Origin of the sequence: Streptomyces lusitanus, from assembly GCF_042647945.1 — a bacterium.
GTDB classification, from domain to species: domain Bacteria; phylum Actinomycetota; class Actinomycetes; order Streptomycetales; family Streptomycetaceae; genus Streptomyces; species Streptomyces pseudogriseolus.
On sequence record NZ_JBHRWL010000001.1, the window covers coordinates 215265 to 241815 of the forward strand.

At 73.1% G+C, this 26551-nt stretch carries 24 protein-coding genes; 17 read left to right on the plus strand and 7 right to left on the minus strand.

Going from position 1 to position 26551, the window contains the following annotated elements; translation table 11 throughout:
• Positions 1 to 25: 25 nt before the first annotated feature.
• On the minus strand, positions 26 to 1297 hold the full coding sequence (locus tag ACFOSY_RS01115) for a transcriptional regulator (RefSeq protein WP_394304842.1): 1272 nt from the start codon (positions 1295 to 1297) through the stop codon (positions 26 to 28).
• A gap of 198 nt (positions 1298 to 1495) precedes the next feature.
• Here ACFOSY_RS01115 and ACFOSY_RS01120 point away from each other — a divergent pair, with 198 nt between their 5' ends.
• Positions 1496 to 3556 carry a restriction endonuclease gene (locus ACFOSY_RS01120; RefSeq protein ID WP_394304843.1) on the plus strand — a complete coding sequence of 687 codons (2061 nt, stop codon included), beginning with the start codon at positions 1496 to 1498 and terminating at the stop codon, positions 3554 to 3556.
• Positions 3557 to 3619: 63 nt separating this feature from the next.
• Positions 3620 to 5011 carry a hypothetical protein gene (locus ACFOSY_RS01125; protein WP_394304844.1) on the plus strand — a complete coding sequence of 464 codons (1392 nt, stop codon included), beginning with the start codon at positions 3620 to 3622 and terminating at the stop codon, positions 5009 to 5011.
• Positions 5012 to 5024: 13 nt separating this feature from the next.
• On the opposite strand, the gene ACFOSY_RS01130 is transcribed toward ACFOSY_RS01125, so the two are convergent.
• Positions 5025 to 5477, minus strand: coding sequence for an NUDIX hydrolase (locus ACFOSY_RS01130; RefSeq protein WP_031021580.1), 453 nt, complete (start codon positions 5475 to 5477; stop codon positions 5025 to 5027).
• A gap of 244 nt (positions 5478 to 5721) precedes the next feature.
• Between ACFOSY_RS01130 and ACFOSY_RS01135 the strand changes: the two genes are divergently transcribed.
• The 3 genes from ACFOSY_RS01135 (at position 5722) to ACFOSY_RS01145 (ending at position 7411) form a co-directional block, all read left to right on the plus strand.
• Positions 5722 to 6681 carry an EamA family transporter gene (locus ACFOSY_RS01135; RefSeq protein WP_394304845.1) on the plus strand — a complete coding sequence of 320 codons (960 nt, stop codon included), beginning with the start codon at positions 5722 to 5724 and terminating at the stop codon, positions 6679 to 6681.
• Positions 6682 to 6791: 110 nt separating this feature from the next.
• Positions 6792 to 7154: a DUF6247 family protein gene (locus tag ACFOSY_RS01140; protein ID WP_394304846.1), complete on the plus strand. Its 363-nt coding sequence runs from the start codon at positions 6792 to 6794 to the stop codon at positions 7152 to 7154.
• Complete coding sequence (locus tag ACFOSY_RS01145; protein WP_394304847.1) at positions 7151 to 7411, plus strand: hypothetical protein; 261 nt, start codon at positions 7151 to 7153, stop codon at positions 7409 to 7411. Before ACFOSY_RS01140 ends, ACFOSY_RS01145 begins: the two co-directional genes overlap by 4 nt.
• Positions 7412 to 7421: 10 nt before the next feature.
• On the opposite strand, the gene ACFOSY_RS01150 is transcribed toward ACFOSY_RS01145, so the two are convergent.
• The gene (locus ACFOSY_RS01150; RefSeq protein WP_394304848.1) at positions 7422 to 7727 is read right to left on the minus strand and encodes a helix-turn-helix domain-containing protein; all 306 of its coding nucleotides are present in this window, start codon (positions 7725 to 7727) and stop codon (positions 7422 to 7424) included.
• 199 nt (positions 7728 to 7926) lie between these two features.
• Here ACFOSY_RS01150 and ACFOSY_RS01155 point away from each other — a divergent pair, with 199 nt between their 5' ends.
• The 8 genes from ACFOSY_RS01155 (at position 7927) to ACFOSY_RS01190 (ending at position 18090) form a co-directional block, all read left to right on the plus strand.
• The gene (locus ACFOSY_RS01155; RefSeq protein WP_394304849.1) at positions 7927 to 8727 is read left to right on the plus strand and encodes a TIGR03084 family metal-binding protein; all 801 of its coding nucleotides are present in this window, start codon (positions 7927 to 7929) and stop codon (positions 8725 to 8727) included.
• A complete protein-coding gene (locus ACFOSY_RS01160; RefSeq protein WP_394304850.1) occupies positions 8724 to 10412 on the plus strand; it encodes an acyclic terpene utilization AtuA family protein in 1689 nt (562 codons plus the stop codon). The genes ACFOSY_RS01155 and ACFOSY_RS01160 overlap by 4 nt, the downstream gene beginning before the upstream one ends.
• A complete protein-coding gene (locus tag ACFOSY_RS01165) occupies positions 10409 to 12007 on the plus strand; it encodes an acyl-CoA carboxylase subunit beta (RefSeq protein ID WP_394304851.1) in 1599 nt (532 codons plus the stop codon). The genes ACFOSY_RS01160 and ACFOSY_RS01165 overlap by 4 nt, the downstream gene beginning before the upstream one ends.
• Positions 12008 to 12014: 7 nt before the next feature.
• A complete protein-coding gene (locus ACFOSY_RS01170) occupies positions 12015 to 13886 on the plus strand; it encodes an acetyl/propionyl/methylcrotonyl-CoA carboxylase subunit alpha (protein WP_394304852.1) in 1872 nt (623 codons plus the stop codon).
• 42 nt (positions 13887 to 13928) lie between these two features.
• The gene (locus tag ACFOSY_RS01175) at positions 13929 to 15092 is read left to right on the plus strand and encodes an acyl-CoA dehydrogenase family protein (protein ID WP_394304853.1); all 1164 of its coding nucleotides are present in this window, start codon (positions 13929 to 13931) and stop codon (positions 15090 to 15092) included.
• 64 nt (positions 15093 to 15156) lie between these two features.
• Entirely contained in the window at positions 15157 to 16737 is a 1581-nt protein-coding gene (locus ACFOSY_RS01180; protein WP_394304854.1) for a 4-coumarate--CoA ligase family protein, read from the plus strand.
• Positions 16734 to 17468 carry an enoyl-CoA hydratase family protein gene (locus tag ACFOSY_RS01185; protein WP_394304855.1) on the plus strand — a complete coding sequence of 245 codons (735 nt, stop codon included), beginning with the start codon at positions 16734 to 16736 and terminating at the stop codon, positions 17466 to 17468. The genes ACFOSY_RS01180 and ACFOSY_RS01185 overlap by 4 nt, the downstream gene beginning before the upstream one ends.
• A 7-nt stretch (positions 17469 to 17475) precedes the next feature.
• Positions 17476 to 18090, plus strand: coding sequence for a TetR/AcrR family transcriptional regulator (locus ACFOSY_RS01190; protein ID WP_394304856.1), 615 nt, complete (start codon positions 17476 to 17478; stop codon positions 18088 to 18090).
• A 10-nt stretch (positions 18091 to 18100) separates the two neighbouring features.
• Here the strand turns inward: ACFOSY_RS01190 and ACFOSY_RS01195 are convergent, their stop codons facing one another.
• Genes ACFOSY_RS01195 through pdxH form a run of 3 tightly spaced genes read right to left on the minus strand, consistent with a single transcriptional unit; the run spans position 18101 to position 19464 of the window.
• Positions 18101 to 18505 carry a type II toxin-antitoxin system VapC family toxin gene (locus ACFOSY_RS01195; protein ID WP_394304857.1) on the minus strand — a complete coding sequence of 135 codons (405 nt, stop codon included), beginning with the start codon at positions 18503 to 18505 and terminating at the stop codon, positions 18101 to 18103.
• Positions 18502 to 18738, minus strand: a complete 237-nt coding sequence (locus ACFOSY_RS01200) for a FitA-like ribbon-helix-helix domain-containing protein (RefSeq protein WP_394304858.1) — start codon at positions 18736 to 18738, stop codon at positions 18502 to 18504. The genes ACFOSY_RS01195 and ACFOSY_RS01200 overlap by 4 nt, the downstream gene beginning before the upstream one ends.
• A 39-nt stretch (positions 18739 to 18777) precedes the next feature.
• The gene (gene pdxH / locus ACFOSY_RS01205; RefSeq protein ID WP_394304859.1) at positions 18778 to 19464 is read right to left on the minus strand and encodes a pyridoxamine 5'-phosphate oxidase; all 687 of its coding nucleotides are present in this window, start codon (positions 19462 to 19464) and stop codon (positions 18778 to 18780) included.
• Positions 19465 to 19791: 327 nt separating this feature from the next.
• Between pdxH and ACFOSY_RS01210 the strand changes: the two genes are divergently transcribed.
• Complete coding sequence (locus ACFOSY_RS01210; protein WP_006134255.1) at positions 19792 to 20892, plus strand: citrate synthase 2; 1101 nt, start codon at positions 19792 to 19794, stop codon at positions 20890 to 20892.
• A 535-nt stretch (positions 20893 to 21427) separates the two neighbouring features.
• On the plus strand, positions 21428 to 22822 hold the full coding sequence (locus ACFOSY_RS01215) for a PAS domain-containing protein (protein WP_394304860.1): 1395 nt from the start codon (positions 21428 to 21430) through the stop codon (positions 22820 to 22822).
• Positions 22823 to 23397: 575 nt separating this feature from the next.
• Here the strand turns inward: ACFOSY_RS01215 and ACFOSY_RS01220 are convergent.
• Entirely contained in the window at positions 23398 to 24153 is a 756-nt protein-coding gene (locus ACFOSY_RS01220; RefSeq protein WP_394304861.1) for an SIS domain-containing protein, read from the minus strand.
• 232 nt (positions 24154 to 24385) lie between these two features.
• Here ACFOSY_RS01220 and ACFOSY_RS01225 point away from each other — a divergent pair, with 232 nt between their 5' ends.
• Together ACFOSY_RS01225 and ACFOSY_RS01230 are read left to right on the plus strand one after the other, a co-directional pair.
• Positions 24386 to 25078 (plus strand): metal-dependent transcriptional regulator, encoded by a 693-nt coding sequence (locus ACFOSY_RS01225; RefSeq protein WP_006134258.1) that lies wholly within the window; start codon positions 24386 to 24388, stop codon positions 25076 to 25078.
• Between the two features lie 538 nt (positions 25079 to 25616).
• Positions 25617 to 26531, plus strand: coding sequence for an alpha/beta fold hydrolase (locus ACFOSY_RS01230; protein WP_394304862.1), 915 nt, complete (start codon positions 25617 to 25619; stop codon positions 26529 to 26531).
• Positions 26532 to 26551: the final 20 nt, after the last annotated feature.

A 26551-nucleotide genomic window follows, 5' to 3' on the forward strand; every position in this document is an offset into this window, starting at 1 on the left:
ACACCTTTACGCCCGGTGGTGGCGATTACGCCTGGTGGTGGCGATCCGGCGCGGCCAGGAAGAGGTCCTTGTGCCGGAGCGCCAACTGGAGAAGTCCGGCCGCAGGGGACGACATACGACCCGCGGGAAGAGCGGCGATGCCGGCCTCGGTCAGCGGCAGCCCTTTGGTGACCCCGTGGGCACGTGAACCGGCGATCACTGTGCCCTCCTGGTTGTGCTCGACCGCACCGGCGAAGATCCTGTCGAACGTGTCCGCCTCGAACACGGCCACGGTCAGGACGCACACGGCGAGATTCAGCGGTTCGACGGCCATGCCGAGGCACCAGACCCGCAGTGAGCCGTCGGCCACGGCCGCGTCGAGCAGGCTGTAGGGCAGCTGGTCGTAGTCGACCTCCGTGCCCGAGTCCCCTTGTGCCTCGGGCGCCCCCAGCAGTTCCTCGTTGTACTCGCGCATGACCGTGCGCCACAGATTCAGGTCCTGCAGATGGGCCAAGGGCGAGAGCGAGGCGGGCTGGATCATGCCGGCGGGCAGGGGGCCGTAGACGTTCTCCCCCGTGGCGACGTGGTCGGCTCCTCGCAACAGCAGGAAGAAGGTCCCTTCCCCGTCGGGCGTACGGCGCACGGTCAGCGTGCCGATCGACGGCAGTACGGCACGTTCGGTGAGGGACAGCGGATCACGAGCCAGCAGGCTGCGCAGAGGCAGCGCCTTCCAGCGGGGGCGGGTCTCGGGCCTTCGGTTCGTGGCGGCCGCCAGTTCATGCGCGACCGCCTCGTTCTGGTCGATGAGGTCGAAGTACTGACCTGTGCCGAACACCAGGCGCGGCCCTTCCGGGTCCGACCAGTCGGCGTGGATGAGGCGGAACGACGGCCGGTTCTCGTACAGGGCGGGGCGTGCCAGTTCCCCCATGGCGGCGGAATACCGTTCGTACCGGCGTCGCTTCGACTCCTTCGGCAGACAGCGTCGTGCCGCCGCGAGCAGCCGGGGGTTGACCGGCGGCGGCGCGTCCGACCACTGGAGCCTCACCGAGGACAGGGGCACGGGAGCAGGCGGGTGCATGGCCGGTTCCCACAGCAGGGAGCTTCCGCCGATGCGCTCCAGCCCGGGGCGGGCCCGGACATGAAGGTCGGCAGCGGTCTCGCAGAGAAGTGCATGGCGTTGGCGCAGATCTGCCCGCTGTTTGACGAACACGTTCCGGGACTCGGCGACCACGGTCTGGTCCAGCGCGCGCCACGCGAAGTACGCCCCGCCGGCACCGATCACCGCGCCCAGCATGCCCAGCCACAGTTCCGCGTCCATGCGTCTCCCACCCCCGGCCGACCGCGCACCCGGTGCCAGCACTACCCGTGCGACCGCCACCGCAGTCCAGACGCCTCGCCGAGACCCGGCGCCGGCCTGTGTCAAGTCGATGCCCGATCCATCGGAAGCTGGTTAAAGTCGTGCGTCACACCTGGTTGTGGGGACAACCGGAGTGTCTTGGGGGAGGGCCCGCAGCGCATGAGTCGTCGTTCCACCGGTTTTGTCGGCGTCTGGGCCGAGATGCAGCGGCAGCAGCAGCGTCAGCAGGAGGCGGACGCCAGGCGGCGCCGGCAGGAGGAGCAACGGGCGCGGGCCCATCAGCGGCGCGTCGAGCGCGACCACCGCGAGTACCGGAAGGCGGAGGCCCTCCGGCGCACGGAGGAACTGGACGCGCAAGTGGAGTCGCTGCGGGCGCTCCTCGCGTCGGGGTGCCGGGCACAGCCGTTCCGGGCGGCCACGCTGCTGCGGCCGGAGACCGTGCAGCCGTTCGCGCCGGGCCCGCTCGCCCAGCCGGTGCCCCTGCCGGACGAGCGGTACTACCAGCCGCAGGGCGGATGCTGGACCGCGAACCGCCGGGCGCAGGCGCAGGCGGAGGCGCGGGCGCGGTTCGAACGGGACTGGCACGCCGCCCAGGCCGCCGAGGCGCAGCGGCAGCAGCAGCTCGCCGCGTACCAGCGGCAGTACCAGGAGTGGGCCGACGCCCAGCTGGCCGAGGTGCGCCGGCACAACGCCGGGGTCACCGCGACCGTCGAGGGCGTGCGACGGCGGGAGCCCGACGCCGTGATCGAGTACTTCTCCGCCGCCCTGTACTCCTCCACGGCCTGGCCGGAGGGGTTCCCGCGTCAGGTGGCCGCGGCCTACGACCCGGCGGCGGGGCAGCTCGTCCTGGACTGGGAGCTGCCCGCCTGCGACGTGGTGCCGGAGGTGAAGGCGGTCCGGTACATGGCGAGCGTCGACCAGGACAAGGAGACGCCCCGCCCCGTGGGCCAGCGGCGCGCGCTGTACCGGGAGGTCCTGGTCCAGTGCATGCTGCTCGTGCTGCACGAGCTGTTCGCCGCGGACGAGCAGGGCGCCCTGGAATCGGTGGCGCTGAACGGCTTCGTCGACGGGCACGACCCGACGACGGGCCGCCCCGGGCAGATCTTCCTCGCCACCGTCATGGCCGAGCGCGCCGCGTTCCAGGAGCTGCACCTGGCCCAGGTGGACCCGGAGAGCTGCTTCACCGACGCGCTGCGCGGACAGGTCTCGGCACGCCCCGACCAGCTCGCCGCCGTACGGCCCGGCAGACGGCCGCAGGACGTCGGCAACCGGGTCGTCGCCCACGGCGGCGACGAGGACCCCGACCTGTTCGCCATGGACCCGGTGGCCTTCGAGAACCTGGTCGCCGACCTCTTCCGCGCCATGGGCATGCAGGCGGTGACCACGCAGCGCTCCAACGACGGCGGCGTGGACGTCGACGCGCTGGACCCGACGCCGATCCGGGGCGGCACGATCGTCGTCCAGGTGAAGCGCTACCGGAACACGGTGCCGCCCACCGCCGTCCGCGACCTCTACGGCACCGTGCAGGACGCCGGCGCCAACAAGGGCGTCCTCGTGACGACGTCCGGCTTCGGCCCCGGCTCGCACACCTTCGCCAACGGCAAGCCGCTGGAGCTGATTTCCGGTCCCGAGCTCGTCGACCTCCTCCACCGGCACGGGCTGCGGGGGCGGCTGGGGGACGGGACGACCGGGGCCACGGCCCGCCCGGCCGAACCGGACGACGACCGGCTGCCCGACGACTACAACGTCCTCGGCATGAGCTGGACCGGGGGCGTCGCCCTGGACGTGTGCGCCCTGGTGTGCCGCAGCGGCCGTGTGCTCAGCGACGACCACTTCGTGTTCTTCAACAACCCGGGCACCCCGGACGGCGCCGTGCGCGCCCTGCCCGCCACCGCACCCGACAAGGCGGCGATCCGCGTCGCCTTCGACGATCTGCCCGCCGAGGCCGACCGCTTCGTGCTGGTCGCCGCCGTCGACCCGGAGATCAACCCGCACGCCGATCTCGCGGGCTTCACCGACGCCCGCATCCGCCTTCTCGACCCCGCGATGACCGAGCAGGGGCAGCTGGAGGTGTCCGACGGCCGGGAGGGCGAGACGGCCCTGGTCCTCGGCTCGTTCCGCCGCCGCGCGAACGGCGACTGGGACTTCGTCCTGGGCGGCAAGGGATATCGGGGCGGGCTCGAGGAACTGGTGCAGGACTACGGGATCGAGGTGCGGTAGCGCCTACGCGGGGGTGGCAGAATCAGTGGGTTCGGGGCGGGCGGGATGTGGCGGGGGAACGTGGTGACGGCAGATCGTCGGCGTGACGAGCTGATGGCGCTCGCATGGAACACCTCGGCCCCGGCCGGCGTGCTGCTGCGGCTGCTGCATTCGGAGGCCGCCGACGCCTGGCACGCCCTCATGTCGCGTGCGCTGCCGGACGAGGTGGTCGACGCCGCCGTCGTGCACCCGGAACGCCGCATACGAGCCTGCCTCGCGGACAGTGTCCTGGCGTCCGGGGAGCAGCGCGGCCGGCTGGTCGACGATCCGGACCGCCGTGTCCGACAGGGGCTCGCCAACGCGCCGATGCCGTTCCGGGGCTCCGTGCCACCGTTGCCCCTCTCCGTCCAGCGGCGGCTGCTCGACGATCCGGAGCCGGCGGTGCGGCGTGACGCGGCCCATTTCGGGGGCTTCGATCCGCAGCTGATCGCGGGGCTCGCCGACCACGCGGAGGCGGATCTGCGAGCGGCCTCCTGCGGCCATTGGTCCCTGCTGTCCGAGGGCACCCGGGACCGTCTGCTGCACGACCCCGACGACGACGTCCGGCGGCGGGCCAGGATGGAGGCCTGCCGCGACGACGCCGGCTGGACCGGCGTGCTCCTCGACACGGAGCCGGCGTACCCCTCCCGGCGCGACGTGATCCTCCACGGAGCGATGACCACGGCACTCGCCGGACGGATCGCGGCGAGCGACGACGCGGGGGACCGCGAAGCACTGGCGCTCAACCTCGGCGCACCCCTCGAAACCGTGCGGAAGCTGGCGGACGACCCCGAGCACAGCGTCCGGCTGGCCGTGTCGGTCCGTCCGGAGTTCACGGAGGCCGAGCGGGCCGCCATCGACGTCGTCGTCCGTCCGTCCGACCGGCTGCTCCCGGTCACGTGGGTGCGCACATGCGAGGACGCCGACGTGCTGCGCGACTGCGCGCGGTCGTCCCACATCTGGCTCCGGCGCAGCGCGGCCTGCGCCGCGCACCTGCCCGCCGACGCGGTCGACCTGCTGTCGCGGGACGACGACCACGCCGTACGGCTGCTGCTGTGCGAGAACCAGCCGACCGTCGACGGGGAAGTGGTGCTGCGGACCTACCTGGAGTGCCAGGTCATCACCAAGGGACTGCTGCTCGCCCACCCGAACTTCCCCAAGGCGGGCCTCGCGGGCCGTTTCGCCGACGACCCGGACCCGGTGAGGCGCGCCCTGGCGGTGCAGGACCCGGGCATTCCTGCCGACGTCCTGGCCCGGCTGCTCGCCGACTGCGACGGCGGCGTGAGGCGTGCGGCGGCCGGGCACCCCGCCCTGCCGCCGGAGCTGCTGCTCCGGGCCTGCGACGACCCGGGGACCGCCGGCTCGGCCCTCCGCAACCCGGCCCTCCCGCCGGAGGTCATGCACGAGCGGCTGGACGCCCTCGGCGTCCCCCGCTGAGCCCCGCCACGGCTCAGGGCGTCGTCTCGCCCCGGACCAGGGGGTGGCACACCGGCTGGACGCCCTCGGGAAGGGCGTCCGGATCGCACCAGCGGGCCTCCAGGATCTCGAAGGGGTCCAGGCGCAGTTCGCCGCCGAGGAGGCGGGCCTCGAAGGCCACCTCCATGCGGGTGCGCAGGCCGCTGTTCAGCATGACCAGGCGGCCGACCTCCACGTCGAGGCCGGTCTCCTCCTTGACCTCGCGCACCACCGTCGCCCGGAAGTCCTCGCCCTTGCGCGCGAAGCCGCTCGGCAGTCCCCACTGGCGGCCGGGCGGCCACATCCGGTGCCGCAGCAGCAGCACCCGCCCCGCGTCGTCGCGCACCACGCCGGTCACACCGACCACGAACTTGGCGTGCAGCAGCCACATGATGCGGCTCTGCAGCGGGCGCAGGAGCCGCCAGACACGGACCAGAAGTCGTCGCACGGAACCTCGGCTGACTGGGGGAACGGACGGGGTGTCACCAGGGGGAACCGTACCGGGTGCGGCGTCCGCACCGTGGACGGAGTTGACCCGGACGCGACGCGGGTCGCATCGTCAGGCATATGAACGCTTCACGGTACTGACGTAGTTCAATACGCTGGACCCGTGAGTCCATCAAGGTGCACACTCGGAGCAGTCGTGTGCACCACCCTCAGCTCTCGCGTCTCCTACGTCCCTGGAAGGCACCGTGACCACCCCCAGCGCCGCCACCCCGTCGTCCACCGCACCCGGGCAGGCCCACGGTCCCGCCCCCGCGCAGGCCGGCGCGCCGGGCGGCCGCCGCGGCTCCCTGGGGCCGGTCGGGCTGGTGCTGGCGGGCGGGATCTCCGTGCAGTTCGGCGGGGCGCTCGCGGTGACGCTGATGCCCCGGGCCGGCGCGCTCGGGGTGGTGACGCTGCGGCTGCTGGTGGCGGCGCTGGTGCTGATGGTGCTGTGCCGGCCGCGGCTGCGCGGACACTCCCGCGCCGACTGGGGCACGGTGATCGTCTTCGGCGTCGCGATGGCGGCGATGAACGGCCTGTTCTACCAGTCCGTCGCCCGCATCCCCCTCGGCCCCGCGGTCACCCTGGAGGTCCTGGGCCCCCTCACCCTGTCCGTGCTGGCCTCCCGCCGCGCGCTCAACCTCGTGTGGGCCGCGCTCGCCCTGACCGGCGTCTTCCTCCTCGGCGGCGGAGGCTTCAGCGGCCTCGACCCGCTGGGCGTCGCCTTCGCGCTGGGCGCCGGGGCGATGTGGGCGGCGTACATCGTCTTCAGCGCGCGGACCGGGCGGCGCTTCCCGCAGGCCGACGGGCTCGCGCTCGCCATGGCGGTGGCGGCGGTGCTGTTCCTGCCGCTGGGCGTGCTCGAGTCCGGCACGAAGCTGCTCGACCCGACGACGTTCGCGCTGGGCGCGGCGGTCGCGGTGCTGTCCTCCGTCCTGCCGTACACCCTCGAACTCCTCGCGCTGCGACGCCTCCCCGCGTCGACGTTCGCGATCCTGATGAGCCTCGAACCGGCCCTCGCGGCCACCGCCGGCTTCCTCATCCTCGACCAGACCCTCGCCGCGACGGAGGCCGCCGCCATCGCCCTGGTCATCGCGGCGAGCATGGGCGCGGTGCGGACACAGGTGGGGCGGGGGAGGCGCGGCAGGACCGAGGGCGGGTCCTGACGACGCCGGGCGCGTCGAGGCGGGGCGGGACTAGAGTCGCTCCCGTCTCTCCAAGCAGCCGGTCCTCTCGTGTGACCGGCCCCTCCCGGAGGCACGAAGGGAACAGCGCCATGAGCGTGCAGCACAGTGAGTCCGCCGGTGACCGCCCTCTGATCCCCCGTCCGGAGCGGACACCGGGCGCCCTGCGGGCTGCCTGCACGGTCGTCGCCCCCGGCCTCCTGGTGGCCTACGACCGGGCCAAGGACCAGGCGCTCGCGGAGGCGGTGGAGCACGGGTCGCTCAAGCCGATCCACGCCTACCTCAGCCACTGGGCCACCCTGCTGGAGATCGAGCGTCACCCGGCCATGGCACGCGAGTACCACCGCGCGGAGTACCTCGCCCAGATCGCCGGCACGGCGGACGAGGCGCGTGAGCACCTCAGAACGGCCAGCTCGCTGTACCGCGCTGCCGCCGAGGCGGTGCGCGCGGAGTGACGTGGCGCTGGGAGTACGAGCCCGACAGGGAGACGGTGGCGGGCGGCGCCCCGGCCGAATTCCTCGCCGAGGTGGAGAAGATGGCCGGCGAACTGGTGCGGGCGGCCGAGGTGCTCCATCTCCACGGACCCTCGTTCCAGGGCGCGGACGAGGGCGCCAAGCACGCCTTCGTGGCCGGCGGCTTCTTCGTCTACATGATCACGCCGCGCTCGGAACTGCTCACCATCTGGCAAGTGACGCCGGACCCTCTTTCCTGACCGCCGCTCGTCAAAGGCGCACGGACAGGTTGCCGACCGTGGCCGTTATGGTCAGCTCGCCCCCGATGGCGTGCAGATACGCCGCCATGGTCGAAGTGTCGAGGCGTGCCGCGCCTCGCTCGATCCGACTGACCCGGCCCTGGGTGACGCCCATGGTCTTGGCCACCTGGGCCTGGGTGAGACCCTGAGCCTTGCGGAGCGACGCCAGTTCATGCCCGCGTTCCGCGTCGACCATCTCCGCCTTGATGGCGTCGATCCGCTCGCGCTTCTCGGGAGTGATGTCGGCCGTCAGGTCGTCCATGGAGCCAAGGTTCATCAGGAGGATCGTCCGCCCGTCGGTCGGGGTGAAGCCCGGATCGTGTGGTTCTGATACGGGATGGATACCAGCGGCGGCCGGCAAGTAGGGGCAATTCCCCGCAGGAAATTCCATGCAAGCACGCTTGCTTGTTTTACCGGCCCCTGCCATGCTCCCCCCATCCACCCCGCACACCGCCGTGCCCCGAGGGGAGCGACTCGTGTCCGATCCGTCGCCTGTGATCGACGATCTGCGTGAGGAGAGTGAGGAGCTCGACCGGCTGGTCGCCGGGCTGGAGCCGGAGCGGTGGGCGTCGGCCACGCCCGCCGCCGGATGGACCGTCGCCCACCAGATCGGGCACCTCGCCTGGACCGACCACCGCGCCTGGACCGCCGTCACCGACCCCGCCGGTTTCCGCGCGCTCCTCGAGCAGGCCCTCGCCGCCCCGTACTCCTACGTCGACGAGGGCGCCGAGGAGTACGCCCGCGCCGAGCCCGCCGCCCTGCTCGCCCGCTGGCGGGAGGGGCGCGCGGCGTTGGAGAAGGCGTTGCGTGAGGCGCCGGACGGGGCGCGGTTCCCCTGGTTCGGGCCGCCGATGTCCGCCGCGTCCGTGGCCACCGCCCGTCTGATGGAGACCTGGGCGCACGCCCAGGACGTCGCCGACACGCTCGGCGTGACCCGCGCGCCCACCGCGCGCCTCCGCCACATCGCCTGGCTCGGCGTCCGCACCCGCGACTTCGCCCACGGCGTGCACGGGCTCACCCCGCCCGCCGACCCGTTCCGCGTCGAGCTGACCGCGCCGGACGGCGAGGAGGTCTGGGCGTACGGGCCCGAGGACGCCCCCCAGCGCGTCACCGGCCCCGCCCTCGACTTCTGCCTCCTGGTCACCCAGCGCGCCCACCGCGCCGACCTGGACCTCACCGCCGACGGCCCCGACGCCGACCGCTGGCTGGACATCGCCCAGGCGTTCGCCGGGCCGCCCGGCGGCGGGCGGGAGCCGAAGGGGGAGGGCACGCGGTGACGGCGGCCCCCCTGCGCGTCGGCAACTTCTCCGGCTTCTACGGCGACCGCTTCTCCGCCCTGCGCGAGATGCTCGACGGCGGCGAGGTCGACGTCCTCACCGGCGACTACCTCGCCGAGCTGACCATGCTGATCCTGGCCCGCGACCGGCTGAAGGACCCCTCCGCCGGATACGCCCGCACCTTCCTGCGGCAGTTGGAGGACACCCTCGGGCTCGCCCACGACAAGGGCGTCCGGATCGTCACCAACGCGGGCGGGCTCAACCCCGCAGGACTCGCCGACGCGGTACGGGAGCTGGCCGGCCGCCTGGGCGTCCCCGTCCGGGTCGCGCACGTCGAGGGCGACGACCTCACCGCGCGTCACCCCGGCAGCCTCGCCGCCCACGCCTACCTCGGCGGCTTCGGTATCGCCACGTGCCTGCGCGCGGGCGCCGACGTGGTCGTCACCGGGCGGGTCACCGACGCCGCCCTGGTCACCGGGCCCGCCGCCGCGCACTTCGGCTGGAAGCCGACGGACCACGACCGGCTGGCGGGGGCGGTCGTCGTCGGGCACGTTCTGGAGTGCGGGGCGCAGGCGACCGGCGGGAACTACGCGTTCTTCGGGGAGGGCGGCGCGACGCGGCCCGGCTTCCCCCTCGCCGAGCTGCACGAGGACGGCAGCAGCGTCATCACCAAGCACCCCGGCACCGGCGGCCACGTCGACGTCGGCACGGTGAGCGCCCAGCTCCTGTACGAGACGGCCGGGGCGCGGTACGCGGGACCGGACGCCACCGCCCGCCTGGACACCGTACGGCTCACCCAGGACGGCCCCGACCGGGTGCGGATCGACGGCGTCCGGGGCGAGGCGCCGCCGCCGGACCTCAAGGTCGGCGTCAACCGCCTCGGCGGCTTCCGCAACGAGGTCGTCTTCGTCCTCACCGGCCTGGAGATCCCGTCCAAGGCGGCGCTGGTGCGGCAGCAGATGCGGGCCTTCTTCGACGAGTCCGGGGCCCGCCCCGCCGAGGTGAGCTGGGACCTGGCCCGCACGGACCGGCCCGACGCGTCCACCGAGGAGACGGCGAGCGCCCTGCTGCGGCTCGTCGTGCGGGACCCCGACCCGGAGAAGGTCGGCCGCGCCCTGAGCGGGGCCGCCGTCGAACTGGCCCTGTCCAGCTACCCCGGCTTCCATGTCCTGGCCCCTCCGGGCAAGGGCACCCCCTACGGCGTCTTCGAGGCCGCCCGCGTCCTGCAGGACGCCGTGGAGCACGTGGCCGTCCTGCACGACGGGCGCCGGGTCCCGGTGCCGGCCGCCCAGGACACCGCCGTACTCGACGCCGTACCGGAGCCGCCCCTGCCGGAACCCCTCCCGGCCGGGCCCGTCCGCCGTGCCCCCCTCGGTCTCGTCGCCGGCGCGCGCAGCGGCGACAAGGGCGGGGACGCCAACGTCGGCGTGTGGGCGCGGACGGACGACGCCTGGCGGTGGCTCGCGCACGAGCTGACCGTCGAGCGGTTCCGGGAGCTGATCCCCGAGGCCCGCGCCCTGCCCGTCACCCGGCACACGCTGCCCAACCTGCGCGCCCTCAACTTCGTCGTCGAGGGCATCCTCGGCGCGGGCGTCGCCGCGCAGGCCCGTTTCGACCCGCAGGCCAAGGCGCTGGGGGAGTGGCTGCGCTCCCGTCACGCCGACATCCCGGAGGTGCTCCTGTGACGGTCCTCGCGTCCGCCCTCAACCCGTCCGACCCGGACCACCGGGAGCACCGCGAGGCCATGCTCGCCAAGCTCGCCGAACTCGACGCCGAGCACGCCAAGGCCCTCGCGGGCGGCGGCGAGAAGTACGTCGCACGGCACCGGAAACGTGGCAAGCTGCTCGCCCGCGAGCGCATCGAGCTGCTCCTCGACCCGGACACGCCCTTCCTGGAGCTGTCCCCGCTGGCCGCGTGGGGCAGCGACTACACCGTCGGCGCCTCGCTCGTCACCGGCATCGGGGTCGTCGAGGGCGTGGAGTGCGTGATCACCGCCAACGACCCGACCGTGCGCGGCGGCGCCAGCAACCCCTGGTCGCTGAAGAAGGCACTACGGGCCAACGACATCGCGCTCGCCAACCGGCTCCCGCTGATCAGCCTGGTCGAGTCCGGCGGCGCCGATCTGCCGTCGCAGAAGGAGATCTTCATCCCGGGCGGCGCGATCTTCCGCGACCTGACCCGGCTGTCGGCGGCCGGCATCCCCACGATCGCCGTCGTCTTCGGCAACTCCACGGCGGGCGGCGCGTACATCCCCGGCATGTCCGACCACACGATCATGGTCAAGGAACGGGCCAAGGTGTTCCTCGGCGGGCCGCCGCTGGTGAAGATGGCCACCGGAGAGGAGAGCGACGACGAGTCCCTGGGCGGCGCGGACATGCACGCCCGCGTCTCCGGCCTCGCCGACCACTTCGCCGTGGACGAGCCGGACGCGCTCCGCCAGGCCCGCCGGGTCGTCGCCCGCCTCAACCACCGCAAGGCGTACCCCGATCCGGGACCCGCCGAGCCGCCCAAGTACGACCCCGAAGAGCTGCTCGGCATCGTCCCCGGCGACCTGAAGATCCCCTTCGACCCGCGCGAGGTGATCGCGAGGATCGTCGACGCCTCCGACTTCGACGAGTTCAAGCCGCTCTACGGCGCCAGCCTGGTCACCGGCTGGGCGTCCCTGCACGGCTACCCGGTCGGCATCCTCGCCAACGCGCGGGGCGTCCTCTTCAGCGAGGAGTCCCAGAAGGCCGCCCAGTTCATCCAGCTGGCCAACCAGCGTGACATCCCGCTGCTGTTCCTCCACAACACCACCGGCTACATGGTCGGCAAGGAGTACGAGCAGGGCGGCATCGTCAAGCACGGCGCCATGATGATCAACGCGGTCTCCAACTCCCGCGTCCCGCACCTGTCCGTCCTCATGGGCGCCTCCTACGGCGCCGGCCACTACGGCATGTGCGGGCGGGCGTACGACCCGCGCTTCCTGTTCGCCTGGCCCAGCGCCAAGTCCGCCGTGATGGGCCCGCAGCAGCTCGCCGGCGTGCTGTCCATCGTCGCCCGCCAGTCCGCCGCCGCGAAGGGACGGCCGTACGACGACGAGGCGGACGCGGCGCTGCGCGCCATGGTGGAGCAGCAGATCGAGTCCGAGTCCCTGCCGATGTTCCTGTCCGGGCGGCTGTACGACGACGGCGTCATCGACCCGCGCGACACCCGCACCGTCCTCGGCCTGTGCCTGTCCGCCGTCCACACCGCGCCCTACGAGGGCGTGCGCGGCGGCTTCGGCGTCTTCCGGATGTGAGGGACCGATGATCACTTCCCTGCTGATCGCGAACCGCGGCGAGATCGCCTGCCGCATCGCCCGCACCTGCCGCGACCTCGGCATCACCACCGTCGCCGTGCACTCCGACGCCGACGCGGGCGCCCTCCACACGCGCGTCGCCGACACCGCCGTACGGCTCCCCGGTTCCGCGCCGGCCGACACCTACCTGCGCGGCGACCTGATCGTGAAGGCGGCCCTCGCGGCCGGCGCGGACGCCGTGCACCCCGGCTACGGATTCCTTGCCGAGAACGCCGACTTCGCGCGCGCCGTCCAGGACGCGGGCCTGGTGTGGATCGGGCCGCCCCCGGAGGCGATCGAGGCGATGGCGTCCAAGACGCGCGCCAAGCAGCTGATGGGCGTCGAGCCGCTCACCGAGGTCACCGAGGCCGACCTGCCGGTGCTGGTGAAGGCCGCGGCGGGCGGCGGCGGACGCGGCATGCGTGTCGTACGGCGCCTCGCGGACCTGGACGCCGAACTCGCCGCCGCCCGCGCGGAGGCGGCGAGCGCCTTCGGCGACGGGGAGGTGTTCGTCGAGCCGTACCTGGTCAACGGCCGCCACGTCGAGGTGCAGGTCCTCGCCGACACCCACGGCACGGTGTGGGCGCTCGGCACCCGCGACTGCTCCCTCCAGCGCAGACATCAGAAGGTGATCGAGGAGGCCCCGGCGCCCGGCCTCACCGACGCGCTCACCGAGGAACTCCATGCCCTCGCCGTACGCGCCGCCCGCGCGGTCGGCTACGTCGGCGCCGGCACCGTCGAGTTCCTGGTCGCGGGCGGCCGGGCGCACTTCCTGGAGATGAACACCCGCCTCCAGGTCGAACACCCCGTCACCGAGGAGGTGTTCGGCGTCGATCTGGTCGCCGGGCAGCTCCGGGTCGCCGAGGGCCACGCCTTGGATCCCGAGCCGCCGGCCCCGCGCGGCCACGCCGTCGAGGCCCGCCTCTACGCCGAGGACCCCGCCCAGGACTGGGCCCCGCAGACCGGCCGCCTGCACCGCCTCGCCGTCCCGGACTCCGTCCGCCTGGACACCGGCTGCACCGACGGCGACGACATCGGCGTCCACTACGACCCGATGCTCGCCAAGGTCGTCGCCCACGCCCCGACCCGCGCGGAAGCGATCCGCAAGCTCGCCGCCGCCCTGGACCGCGCGGTGATCCACGGCCCCGTCACCAACCGCGACCTCCTCGTCCGCTCCCTGCGCCACGAGGAGTTCGCCGAGGGCCGCATGGACACCGGCTTCTACGACCGCCACCTGCCCGCCCTCACCACGCCCGCCGCCGACCCGTACGCCCCGCTCGCCGCCGCCCTCGCGGACGCGCACGGCCGCTCCCGCTTCGGCGGCTGGCGCAACGTGCCCTCGCAGCCGCAGATCAAGCGGTACGCGATGAACGGCGAGGAGCACGAGGTCCGTTACCACCACACCCGCACCGGCCTCGCGGCCGACGGGGTGACGGTCGTGCACGCGGACGCGTCCCTGGTGATCCTGGAGACCGACGGCGTACGGCGCCGCTACGAGGTCAGCCGCCACGGCGACCGCGTGTACGTCGGCAACACCGCCCTCACCGCCCTCCCCCGCTTCCCGTCCCCGGCGCCCGAACACGCCCCCGGCTCCCTCCTCGCCCCGATGCCGGGCACGGTGGTCCGCATCGCGGAGGGCGTCACGGAGGGCGCGAGGGTGGAGGCGGGCCAGCCGCTGGTGTGGCTGGAGGCGATGAAGATGCAGCACAGGATCACGGCGCCGACGGCCGGGATTCTGACCGACCTCCACGTGACACCGGGCCAACAGGTGGAGCTGGGCGCCCTCTTGGCGGTGGTGGAGGGAAACGCCCTTCAGGGGCGCGGGGAACTGCGCAAATAACCCCCCACGCACCCGCACTGACCCGACGACCCAAGGAACCCCATGCCCCTGATCGAGTCAGAAGAACACAAAGCCCTCCGCGCCGCGGTCTCCGCCCTGGGCACGAAATACGGCCGCGCCTACTACACCCGCACCGTCGACGAAGGGAAACCCCCCACCGAACTCTGGTCGGAGGCCGCCAAACTCGGCTACCTGGGCGTCAACCTCCCGGAGGGATACGGCGGCGGTGGCGGCGGTATCGCGGAACTCTCCATCGTCCTCGAAGAGTTGGGCGCCGCCGGCTGCCCCCTCCTCCTGATGGTGGTCTCCCCGGCCATCTGCGGCACAGTGATCGCCCGCTTCGGCACGGAGGAGCAGAAGCGGGCCTGGCTGCCGGCCCTCGCCGACGGCACCCGCACCATGGCCTTCGGCATCACCGAGCCCGACGCCGGCTCCAACTCCCATCGCATCACCACCACCGCCCGCCGCGACCCCGCCACCGGCGACTGGCTCCTCACCGGCCGCAAGGTGTTCGTCTCGGGGGTGGACATCGCCGACGCCACGCTCGTCGTCGGCCGTACCGAGGACGCCCGCACCGGGCGCCTCAAGCCCTGCCTGTTCATCGTCCCGCGCGACACCCCGGGTTTCCGGCGCCACCAGATCGACATGGAGCTCAGCGCGGCGGAGAAGCAGTTCGAGCTGGTCCTCGACGACGTGCGGCTGCCCGCCGACGCCCTCGTGGGCGACGAGGACGCCGGGCTGCTCCAGCTGTTCGCCGGTCTGAACCCCGAGCGCATCATGACGGCCGCCTTCGCGATCGGCATGGGCCGCTTCGCGCTGTCCCGTGCCGTCGAGTACGCCCGCGAACGGACCGTCTGGAAGGCGCCCATCGGCTCCCACCAGGCGATCGCGCACCCCCTCGCGCAGGCGCACATCGACCTCGAACTGGCCCGTCTGATGATGCAGAAGGCCGCCCACCTCTACGACGCCGGCGACGACGTGGGCGCCGGGGAGGCCGCCAACATGGCCAAGTACGCGGCCGGCGAGGCCTGTGTGAAGGCCGTCGACCAGGCCGTGCACACCCTCGGCGGCAACGGCCTCACCCGTGAGTTCGGGCTCGCCTCGCTCATAACGGCCGCGCGCGTGTCTCGTATCGCGCCGGTCAGCCGGGAGATGATTCTCAACTACGTCTCCCATCAGACCCTGGGCCTGCCCAAGTCGTACTAGGCGACCGGCTCGTACCGGCTCGTACCAGGCAACGGGCAAGCCACCCGGCCGTCCAGGAGGAACCATGTTCCGCAGCGCGTACGCAGACGTCACGCCGGTCGACCTCCCCATCCACGAGGCGGTGCTGTCCCGCGCCGCCGAGTTCGGGAGCACCCCGGCGCTGATCGACGGCACCGACGGCACCACCCTCACCTACGAACAGCTCGACCGGTTCCACCGGCGGGTCGCCGCCGGACTCGCCGAGGCGGGTGTGCGCAAGGGGGACGTGCTCGCCCTGCACAGCCCCAACACGATCGCCTTCCCCACCGCCTTCTACGCGGCGACCCGCGCGGGTGCCTCCGTCACCACCGTGCACCCCCTCGCCACACCGGAGGAGTTCGCCAAGCAGCTAAGGGATTGCGCGGCCCGCTGGATCGTCACCGTGTCACCCCTGCTGGACAGCGCGCGCAGAGCCGCCGAACTCGCGGGCGGCGTGCGTGAGATCTTCGTCTGCGACAGCGCGTCCGGGCACCGCTCGCTGATCGACATGCTGGCCTGCACGGCCCCCGAGCCGGTCGTGGACATCGACCCGGCCGAGGACGTCGCCGCGCTGCCGTACTCCTCCGGGACGACCGGCATCCCCAAGGGCGTGATGCTCACCCACCGGCAGATCGCCACCAACCTCGCCCAGCTTCAGCCGGCGATCACGGCGGGACCCGGCGACCGCGTCCTCGCCGTATTGCCCTTTTTCCACATCTACGGCCTCACCGCCCTGATGAACGCCCCGCTGCGACACGGCGCCACCGTGGTCGTCCTCCCGCGTTTCGACCTGGAGCAGTTCCTCGCGGCCATCCAGAACCACCGCATCACCGCCCTCTACGTCGCCCCGCCGATCGTGCTGGCCCTCGCCAAGCACCCGCTGGTCGCCGAGTACGACCTGTCCTCCCTGAAGTACGTCATCAGCGCCGCCGCGCCCCTGGACGCGCACCTCGCCGCCGCCTGCGCGCGGCGGCTCGGCCTGCCGCCGGTCGGCCAGGCATACGGCATGACGGAGCTGTCGCCGGGCACCCATGTCGTCCCGCTTGACCTCATGGAGGAGGCCCCGCCCGGCACCGTCGGCAAGCTCATCGCCGGCACCGAGATGCGGATCGTGTCCCTCGACGACCCCGGCAAGGACCTGGGGCCGGGCGAGTCCGGCGAGATCCTCATCCGCGGCCCGCAGGTGATGAAGGGCTACCTCGGTCGGCCCGACGCCACCGCCGCGATGATCGACGAGGACGGCTGGCTGCACACCGGGGACGTCGGCCACGTCGACGACGACGGGTGGCTCTTCGTCGTCGACCGGGTGAAGGACCTCATCAAGTACAAGGGCTTCCAGGTCGCGCCCGCCGAGCTGGAGGCGCTGCTGCTCACCCACCCCGGTGTCGCCGACGCGGCCGTCATCGGCGTCTACAACGAGGACGGCAACGAGGTCCCGCACGCCTTCGTCGTCCGCCACCCCTCCGCGCCGGAGCTCACCGAGACCGAGGTCATGCTGCACGTCGCCGAACGCGTCGCCCCGTACAAGCGGGTCCGGCACGTCACCTTCATCGCCGGCGTGCCCCGCGCCGCCTCCGGAAAGATCCTGCGCCGCGAACTCCGGGCGGCGCACAAGGAGCCCTCGTGACCCAGATCGGCCGCAGTCGCACCCGGGGCGTCGAGACCCTGTCCCTCGACGCCCCGGAGCGCCGCAACGCCCTGTCCGCCGCCCTCGTCGCGGACCTCGCCGCCGCGCTCACCGACGCCGGCAAGGACACCGGCGTCCGCGCGGTGATCCTCACCCACACCGGCAACACCTTCAGCGCGGGCGCCGACCTGCGCGACCCGCCCGCCCCCGAGACGCTGGTGGACCTGCTGCGGCAGATCGTCGAACTGCCCAAACCGGTCCTCGCGCGGATCACCGGGCACGTCCGCGCGGGCGGCCTCGGTCTGCTCGCCGCCTGCGACATCGCCGTCGCCTCCCGGGCGGCGACGTTCGCCTTCACCGAGGTGCGCATCGGGGTCGCCCCGGCGGTGATCTCCCTGCCGCTGCTGCCCCGCACCGACCCGCGCGCCCTGGCCCGGTACTACCTCACCGGGGAGCGCTTCGACACCGCCGAGGCCACCCGCATCGGCCTGCTCACCGCCGCCGCCGACGACGTGGACGAGGTCCTCGCCCCGATCCTCGACGGCCTGCGCCGGTCCGCCCCCGAGGCCCTCGCCGAGACGAAACGGCTGCTCACGGCTAGGGTGCTGGAGACCTTCGACCGGGACGCGGACGCACGGACCGCGCTCTCGGCACGCCTCTTCGCCTCCGCGCCCGCGCGCGAGGGCATGACGGCGTTCCTCGAACGACGGGATCCGGAATGGGTGGTGTGAGCGCGGCATGGGTGGTGTGAGCACGGCCGACCGTGCCGGACGCGTCCCCAAGCAGGACCGCAGCCGGGCCACCCGGCAGCGGCTGCTCGAGGCCGCCGTGGCCTGCCTGGCCGCACACGGCTGGGCGGGCTCCACGGTCTCCGTCGTCGCCGAACGGGCCGGCGTCTCCCGGGGCGCCGCCCAGCACCACTTCCCGACCCGGGAGGACCTGTTCACGGCCGCCGTGGAGTACGTCGCCGAGGAACGCACCAACGCGCTGCGCGCCCTCTTCCCCGACGGCGCCGGCGCCCACGACCGCCGCGCGGTGGTCGCCGCGCTCGTCGACCTCTACACCGGCCCCCTGTTCCGCGCCGCCCTGCACCTGTGGGTGGCCGCGTCCAACGAGGAGCAGCTGCGGCCGCGGGTGACCGAGCTGGAGCTGCGGGTCGGGCGCGACTCGCACCGGATCGCGGTGGAACTTCTCGGCGCGGACGAGTCCCGCCCCGGCGTCCGCGAGACCGTCCAGGGCTTTCTCGACATGGCCCGCGGCCTGGGCCTCGCGAACCTCCTCACGGACGACACGGCCCGCCGCGAACGGGTCGTCGCCCAGTGGGCGGATCTGCTGGACGACGCCCTGCGCTGAGGGTTCCGGCTCAGCCCAGCCGCAGATTGTTCACCCGGCAGCGTATGTGCGGCGTTCCGGCGAATTTGGCGTCGACAGTGACGAGCTCGGCGCCCAGCGCTTCGGCGAGCGCCACGTACGAGGCGTCGTAGGGCCACATGTTGTGCCGCAGTTCCCAGACACGTGGGAGCAGCGGCGTGTGGTCGTAGCGTCTGAGCGGCATACGGCGCAGGACGTCGAGGGCGCGTTCTGCTTCGCCCTCGGGAAGCTTCTTGCCCCGGACAAGACCGCGCAGTACCGAGGCGGTCTCCAGATCGACGACGTGGGGTGCGGCCAACCGCCGTCCGCGGGTGTGGTCGCGCACCCGGTCGGCGAGAGCGTCGCCTCCGACGAGGAACTCCACGACGGCTGACGTGTCGAAAACGAGCACGCTCACCAGCGAGCCTCTCGCATTTCCCGTACGGCTTCCGAGATGTCGTCCGCCGTCACATCCCCGCGAGCCGCGATGGCGCGGGCTTCCCGCGCCGCCTCCTCGAGTGACAGGAGGGCGGCCTCGCCGGTGAGCAACTGCAGGACGTAGTTCTGGAGCGACTGCCCGCTCTTGGCCGCCCGCGTTTTCAGTATCCGCAGCGTGTCGTCCGGGACATCACGCACGTGAATCGTGGCCATGCAAGCATTTTACCGCCGCTGCAAGCAGACTGCTCCCAATCAAGGGCTCAGCCTTTCCACCCGCCACCCCCCGCCCGCCTCCGCGACGTACCGCAGGCGGTCGTGCAGCCGGTTCTCCCGCCCCTGCCAGAACTCCACCGTCTCCGGGACGACCCGGAAGCCGCCCCAGTGCGGCGGCACCGGCACCCGCTCGTGTTCCGGATAGCGTGCCGCGAGAGCGGCGTACGCCGTGTCCAGTTCCCCCCGCGACGCGATCACCGTCGACTGCCCGCTGGCCCACGCGCCCAGCTGAGACCCGTGCGGCCGAGTACGGAAGTACGCGGCCGTCTCGTCGCGCCCGGTGCGCCGCGCCGTACCGGTGACGATGACCTGCCGGGCGACCGGATGCCACGGGAACAGCAGCGAGACGTACGGGTTCTCGGCCAGGTCGCGGCCCTTGCGGGACTCGTAGTTCGTGTAGAACACGAACCCGCCCTCGTCGAAGTGCTTCAGCAGCACCGTCCGCGAACTGGGCCGCCCCGCCGCGTCCGCGGTCGACACGATCATGGCGTTCGGCTCGAACAGCCCGCCCTCCCGCGCGGCCTGCGCGAACCACCGCGCGAACTGCTCGACGGGCGTGGCGGCGAGGTCGGTCTCGGAGAGCCCCTCCGTCCGGTACTGCTTGCGCATCGTGGCGGGATCGAGGGGGACGGCGTCTCGGTCGGTCACTCCGTCATCCTGCCGCATCCCCACGCCCCCCGAGCGGCAGGTGCCCCACCTCACATACGGGCGGTGCCCGACCTCACGCACGGGCGGTGCCCAACCTCACGGGTGGCACTCAGTGCCGCGAACCCTCCCCAAAACTGGCACTCAGGGATATCGTGCTGGCACTGATCCGGTTGGGTGACCGCCAGCCGGGCATCACAGGGATGACGTCCACGACCGCGAGTCCACAGAGCCGACCGCGGATCCCCGGACCCGCCACGGCCGTGCCGCCACCCCGACCGCGCCACGACACATGGTCGTCCCACCCCACAACACCATCTGTCACCCACCTACCGAGGGAGCCGCCTGATGTCCGACTTCGTACCCGGGCTCGAAGGAGTCGTCGCGTTCGAGACGGAGATCGCCGAACCGGACAAGGAGGGCGGTGCCCTGCGCTACCGGGGCGTCGACATCGAGGATCTGGTCGGTCACGTCTCCTTCGGCAACGTCTGGGGGCTGCTCGTGGACGGGGCGTTCGCCCCCGGACTGCCGCCCGCCGAGCCGTTCCCCATCCCCGTGCACTCCGGCGACATCCGCGTCGACGTGCAGTCCGCGCTGGCGATGCTGGCCCCCGTGTGGGGCCTGAAACCGCTCCTCGACATCGATGCCGAGCAGGCCCGCGAGGACCTCGCCCGCGCCGCCGTGATGGCCCTGTCGTACGTCGCCCAGTCGGCGCGCGGGCAGGGGCTGCCGATGGTGCCGCAGAGCGAGATCGACAAGGCCGAGTCGGTCGTCGAGCGCTTCATGATCCGCTGGCGCGGCGAGCCCGACCCCAAGCACGTCGCCGCCGTCGACGCCTACTGGACGTCGGCCGCCGAGCACGGCATGAACGCCTCCACCTTCACCGCCCGCGTCATCGCCTCCACCGGCGCGGACGTCGCGGCGGCGCTCTCCGGGGCCGTCGGCGCCATGTCCGGCCCGCTGCACGGCGGCGCGCCCTCGCGCGTGCTGGGCATGATCGAGGAGATCGAGCGCACCGGGGACGCCGAGGCGTACGTCAAGCAGGCCCTCGACAAGGGCGAGCGCCTGATGGGATTCGGCCACCGCGTCTACCGCGCGGAGGACCCGCGCGCCCGCGTGCTGCGCCGCACCGCACGTGAGCTGGGCGCACCGCGCTTCGAGGTCGCCGAGGCGCTGGAGAAGGCCGCCCTGGCCGAGCTGCACGCCCGCCGCCCGGACCGGGTGCTGGCCACGAACGTGGAGTTCTGGGCCGCGATCGTGCTGGACTTCGCCGAGGTGCCGGCGCACATGTTCACGTCGATGTTCACCTGCGCCCGCACCGCGGGCTGGTCGGCGCACATCCTGGAGCAGAAGCGCACGGGCCGGCTGGTCCGCCCGTCGGCCCGCTACGTGGGCCCGGGCCCGCGCGACCCGCGGGAGGTCGAGGGCTACGGGTCCCTCGCCCACTGAGCGCTCCGAGTGCTCCGAGCGCTCCGAGCGCTGTAGATCATCAAAAACGCAGGCGACCCGCGAGTCTGGTTCCCCCTCGGGGGAGCCGGCCGGACGTTACCGGCGACTCGCGGGTCGGGTGACTGCGTTGGATTAGGCCGGTCGCGTGCAACTCGCGCACGCCGGTCCGGCGCCGAACCGAGTACGACGGCGGGCCACTAGCCCGCAGCCACCTCTTCCGTCCGGTTGTCATACATCTGCCGAACCACCTCCTTTCCGAAGTACCGCCACCCTAAGAACCGGCCGCCGCAGGATCAACCACTTTTTTGTGCCGACCTTCCGGCGGCATGCCGCCGGAAGGTCGGCGGACCCCGCAGGGCGCCCTGACCACGTATGAGGTCTTTTGCCTCGTGAAAGCGTGGGTACCGGAGAGCGGACAACAATTCCCAGCATCTTGTCGGGAACTCGATGTGCGCTGGGTCACGTTCAAGTTGAATGATTGTTGGTGAGCGAATCGTCGTGCCGTACGTACGGACGCAGCCTGCAGGGGGTTCAGGTGAGTGCATCCCGGCGTAGTGGGGCCACCGACGAGCTCGGGCCGGAGGGGCCCGAGCCCGAGCGGGAGGGGCCGGCCGGCTCCGACCTGCTCGCGGCGCTGCTCGACGGCATGGACGCCGCGCTGTGCGCCTTCGACGCGGACGGTGTGGTGACCCACTGGAACCGTGAGGCCGAGCGCATCCTCGGCTGGACCGCCGAGGAGGCGGTCGGCCGTGCCGGGTTCGCCGGGTGGGCGGTGCGCAGCGCGGACGCCGAGGAGGTCGAGGCGCGGCTGATGGCGGCCATGGACGCGCCCGGCCGGCAGGTGAACGAGTTCGCGCTGCTCACCAAGGACGGCCGCAGGGTCCTGGTGCGCACCCAGTCCGCGGCCGTACGCGGCCCGGACGGCGAGCCCGCCGGGGTGTACTGCGCGTTCAGCGAGGTCCACGCGCAGATCGATCTGGAGCGCTCCATCGCGCTGAGCGAGGCGCTGCTGGAGGACGCCGGCTGGGGCGTCGTCCTGGTCGACGCGGACCTGCGGCCCGCCGTCGTCAACGCGTACGCCGCGAAGGCGCTCGGCGCGGGCCGTACGGCGGTGCTGGGGCGGCCGCTCGGGGAGCTGCTGACGCAGGGCGTGGAGGAGCTGGAGAGCGCGCTCACCCATGTGCTCGCCGAGGGCGCGCCGCCCGCGCCGGCCGAGCTGTGGGTGGCCGTGCGGACGCCCGAGGGGGAGCGCCGGCGGTGCTGGCGGAACGGGTTCGTGCGGCTGTCCTCGCCGCTCGCCGAGGAGCCCGTGCCGCTCGGGGTGGGCTGGCTGTTCCAGGACGTGACGGAGACGCGGCAGGGCGAGCAGGAGGCATCGCTGCTGCGGTTCCGCGCCCAGCAGCTGCACCGGGCCGCCCGGGCGGCGGCGGAGTGCGAGAACCCGGCCGAGGCGGCCGCCGTCCACCTGGACTTCGCGCTCGCCGGGTTCGCCGACCACGCGATGATCGACCGGGTCGCCGAGGGCGGGGCGGACGCCGACCGGGTCCGGCTGGTGCGGGTCGCCGAGACCCCGTCCGGCGCGCCGGGCCCCAGCCGACTCGACGGCAGGGCGGGCCTGCCTGTGCTGTACGGGGAGGGGCATCCGGCCCTCCAGTGCGTGGAGCGCGCCGGATCGGTACGGGCCGGCGCGGGCTCGCTCAAGGGGGACGCGGCGCGGGAGTGGGCGCTGGCCCGCCAGTGGCCGAAGGACACGGTCCACGCCCTGTGCACGGTCCTGCGCAGCCGCGGCCGCACGCTCGGTGCCGTGACGTTTCTGCGCACGTCCAACCGCACGGCCTTCGAACGCGCCGACGCGATGTACGCGGAGGACGTGGCGGCCCACATCGCCACGGCGATGGACCTGGCGTCGCTGCTGCCCGGGGAGGGATGAGCCCCCCCGACCGGGGGCCGCGCCCCGGGACGCGTTGACACGGGCTGGGCGTACGCGAGCGCGCGGCGGGAGTCGCCCAGAACCGCTCCGGCGATGAGCCGGTAGGGCGCGGCCCGAGCCGCGTCGACGCGAGCCGCCCGCGTGGCGCGCGCATATGCGAGCTTTGGCAACAGTGGCTCGGGCGCGATGACGCGTCGAGGCGTCGGCCTCCGAGTGCCGCCACGGATGGCCAGGGCCACGCGGGCACGGGTGTGCCGGCCCTTGCCTGCTGGGGCGTGAGGGCCTGCCGGGGGCGTTCCGGAGGGACATCGCGACCCGGCGCGCGGGCGCAGGCGAGCCCGCGGCGGCAGTGGCTCGGGCGCGAGGACGGATTGAGGCGCCGGCCTCTGCACACCGACGCGCGGCGGCCGGAGCCACGCCGGCACGGGGAGCCGCCCGATACCGCCGTAGGGCCGACGAGCCGGCCGGGCGCAGCCCGGGCCGCGTCGGACACGCGCGGGCACGGGGGGTACCCCGCAAAGAGGGGGCCCCGCCCCACCCGCCCGGGGCGGCCCGCGGCCGGCCCGGGCTCCCGCTCAGTGCTGGTAGAAGATCCGGTCCCCGTACTCCGTCATCACGTGCGCGTTCCAGTCGAGGCCGCCATCGACGTTGCCCGAGCGGAGCAGGGGCGGTTCGATGCCGCGGTCGGCGAGGGTGGCCGCGGCGGTGGCCATGACCGCCTGGAGCAGTGCCGAGGTGACGACCGTGGACGCGGGCGCGAACGGCGCGGACACGCCCTCCCAGGTCAGCTCCGCGTCGCCGACCGGGATCCCCTGGTCCAGGACCAGGTCGCAGTGGTCCTTGAGGAACGTCCCGGAGGGATTCCGCGGCGACGTCTCCGACGCGTACGCCACCGACGTCACGCCGATCACCTTCACGCCCTTGGCGCGCGCCTTCGTCGCCATCTCCACCGGCAGCACGTTGCGCCCGGACAGGGAGATGACCACCAGGAGGTCGCCCTCCCGCAGCGGGGAGGAGTCCAGCACCACGCCCGCCAGCCCCTCCACCCGCTCCAGCGCGGACCCCAGCGTCGCCGGCCGGACGTCGACACCGACCGCTCCCGGCACGGTGAGCAGGTTCATCAGGGCGAGCCCGCCCGCGCGGTAGACGAGGTCCTGCGCGGCGAGCGAGGAGTGGCCCGCGCCGTAGGCGAAGAGCCGTCCGCCGTCGGCGACCGTGTCCGCGATCATCGTGCCCGCGGCCGCGATCGGCCCGGCCTCCTCGTCGCGGAGCCGCCGCAGCAGCCCGATCGCGGCGTCGAGGTACTGACCGGCGGGCGTGCGGTCGCTCATGCGGCTCCCTTCGGGGCGGACATGTCGCGGATCACCGTGCGGTCTGGACCACTGCCGTGTCAATACGGTCTTCGGACGCCTCTCCCGCCGCCCCGCCCAAGCCGCGCGTTTGCCGGGCGCGGCCCGGTTGTCCGTCCTATGCGTAAGAATTGAGTCTCGGGCCAGCGCACACGCCGGTGAGCCGTCCAGCCTTCCGGCAGAGCCAATCCGCAGATCTCATCGAGGGGCACGTATGTCCGGACTGATCGACACCACGGAGATGTATCTCCGCACCATCCTCGAGCTGGAGGAGGAAGGTGTGGTCCCCATGCGCGCCCGGATCGCCGAGCGGCTCGACCAGAGCGGGCCGACGGTCAGCCAGACGGTGGCCCGGATGGAGCGCGACGGCCTGGTGTCCGTCGCCCCGGACCGCCATCTGGAGCTCACGGAGGAGGGCCGCCGGCTGGCCACCCGCGTGATGCGCAAGCACCGCCTCGCCGAGTGTCTCCTGGTCGACGTGATCGGCCTGGAGTGGGAGCAGGTGCACGCCGAGGCGTGCCGCTGGGAGCACGTGATGAGCGAGGCCGTCGAGCGCCGCGTCCTGGAGCTGCTGCGGCACCCCACCGAGTCGCCGTACGGCAACCCGATCCCGGGTCTCGAGGAGCTGGGCGAGACGGACGGGACGGTGCCGTTCCTCGACGAGGGCATGGTGTCGCTGGCCGACCTGGACCCGGGCGCCGAGGGCAAGACGGTCGTGGTGCGCCGGATCGGCGAGCCGATCCAGACGGACGCGCAGCTGATGTACTCGCTGCGCCGGGCGGGCGTGCAGCCCGGCTCGGTGGTGAGCGTGACGGAGTCCGCGGGCGGCGTGCTGGTGGGCAGCAGCGGCGAGGCGGCGGAGCTGGAGTCGGAGGTCGCCTCGCATGTCTTCGTCGCCAAGCCCTGACGCGGGCCGGTATCGGGCGGCCCCCCACCGGACGCGAACGCGCCGAATAACGCGCCGAATCCGGCTCCACCGCGTCTGCGTTGCGCCGAATCGCAGCGTTCGCCCGGCCGGCGTGCGAGGCTGTCGCGTGAGGCATATGACCTGAGGGGTTCTTGGCCCGGTGGCGGGGAGGCCGCCCGGGCCGGGGAGGGGCGGGACGATGTGCCGTGACCACGTGAGGAGCCCCGGCGCCGCACGGCGCCGGGGCCTGTCCTCCCCTGTGCTGACCCGGAGCCCCGAGCTCTCAGGGTCATTCCCCTCGGACCGGTTTCCCCGAGCGGTCCGCCTCCCGCTGAAGATCTCCCCCCGGCAGCGCCGGTCAATCCCCGCGCGGGGTCACTCGAACGAGGGGTGTTGCCGGGCAGAACGGCATTTTCGAATACCTATTCGATAGCGTGCGGCAGTGGCAACAGGCAGGGACCGGCGGCCGGCACGGGCCGGAGCGCCGGCGGCAGTCAGTGGGCAGTGGGCAGGCAGCGAGCTTGGGGGGTGCCAGACCATGGCGCGACGCATCGACGTGACGGGGGCCGACGGCGTACGCCTGGCCGCCTGGGAGTTCGGCGACCCGGCCAAGGCCGGACCCGGCTCGAAGGACTCGCGGGACCCGGGAGACCCGGGAGACGCGGGGGAGGGGACCGCGCCGGACGCGCCCGGCGTGCTGTTACTGCACGGCCTGATGGGCCGCGCCTCGCACTGGGCGTCCACCGCCCGCCGGCTCTCCGCGCGGCACCGCGCGGTCGCCCTCGACCAGCGCGGCCACGGCCGCAGCGAGAAACCCCCGGGGGGCGCCTTCACCCGCGGCGCCTACGTGGACGACGCGGAGGCCGCCCTCGACCAGCTCGGCCTCGGCCCCGCCGTCCTGATCGGCCACGCGATGGGCGCGCTGACCGCCTGGCAGCTGGCCGCCAAACGCCCCGACCTGGTCCGCGGCCTGATCATCTGCGACATGCGGGCCTCCGCCCTCGGCGGCGCCTCGCAGCGCGAGTGGGCGGAGTGGTTCGCGTCCTGGCCGGTCCCCTTCGCGACCCTGGCCGACGTCCGCAAGTGGTTCGGCGAGGACGACCCCTGGGTGGAGCGCCCCAACCCGGCCCGCGGCGAGTTCTACGCCGAGGTGATGGCCGAGTCCCCCGACGGCTGGCGCCCCGTCTTCGACCCCGACCAGATGCTCCGCTCCCGCGAGACCTGGGTCTACGACGCCCACTGGGAGGAGCTGGCCCAGGTCCGCTGCCCCGCCCTGGTGGTCCGCGGCCTGGACGGCGAACTGGGCCGCGCCGAGGCCCAGGAAATGGTCCGCGTCCTCCCCCGCGGCCAGTACGCCGAGGTCCCCGACGCCGGCCACCTGGTCCACTACGACCAGCCCGAAGCCTGGCTCACCACGATCGAACCGTTCCTGGACTCCCTCGACGGGGAGTGAGACCCGGGGCCCCGCTCCAG

Excerpts from the sequence above, each read along its gene's own strand:
- ACFOSY_RS01230 (WP_394304862.1), top strand. The coding sequence starts at position 25,617 with ATGGCGCGACGCATCGACGTGACGGGGGCCGACGGCGTACGCCTGGCC.
- ACFOSY_RS01200 (WP_394304858.1), bottom strand. The coding sequence starts at position 18,738 with ATGGCCACGATTCACGTGCGTGATGTCCCGGACGACACGCTGCGGATA.
- ACFOSY_RS01175 (WP_394304853.1), top strand. The coding sequence starts at position 13,929 with ATGCCCCTGATCGAGTCAGAAGAACACAAAGCCCTCCGCGCCGCGGTC.
- ACFOSY_RS01115 (WP_394304842.1), bottom strand. The coding sequence starts at position 1,297 with ATGGACGCGGAACTGTGGCTGGGCATGCTGGGCGCGGTGATCGGTGCC.
- ACFOSY_RS01170 (WP_394304852.1), top strand. The coding sequence starts at position 12,015 with ATGATCACTTCCCTGCTGATCGCGAACCGCGGCGAGATCGCCTGCCGC.
- ACFOSY_RS01220 (WP_394304861.1), bottom strand. The coding sequence starts at position 24,153 with ATGAGCGACCGCACGCCCGCCGGTCAGTACCTCGACGCCGCGATCGGG.
- ACFOSY_RS01140 (WP_394304846.1), top strand. The coding sequence starts at position 6,792 with ATGAGCGTGCAGCACAGTGAGTCCGCCGGTGACCGCCCTCTGATCCCC.
- ACFOSY_RS01210 (WP_006134255.1), top strand. The coding sequence starts at position 19,792 with ATGTCCGACTTCGTACCCGGGCTCGAAGGAGTCGTCGCGTTCGAGACG.
- ACFOSY_RS01180 (WP_394304854.1), top strand. The coding sequence starts at position 15,157 with ATGTTCCGCAGCGCGTACGCAGACGTCACGCCGGTCGACCTCCCCATC.
- ACFOSY_RS01150 (WP_394304848.1), bottom strand. The coding sequence starts at position 7,727 with ATGAACCTTGGCTCCATGGACGACCTGACGGCCGACATCACTCCCGAG.
- ACFOSY_RS01120 (WP_394304843.1), top strand. The coding sequence starts at position 1,496 with ATGAGTCGTCGTTCCACCGGTTTTGTCGGCGTCTGGGCCGAGATGCAG.
- ACFOSY_RS01225 (WP_006134258.1), top strand. The coding sequence starts at position 24,386 with ATGTCCGGACTGATCGACACCACGGAGATGTATCTCCGCACCATCCTC.
- ACFOSY_RS01190 (WP_394304856.1), top strand. The coding sequence starts at position 17,476 with ATGGGTGGTGTGAGCACGGCCGACCGTGCCGGACGCGTCCCCAAGCAG.
- pdxH (WP_394304859.1), bottom strand. The coding sequence starts at position 19,464 with ATGCGGCAGGATGACGGAGTGACCGACCGAGACGCCGTCCCCCTCGAT.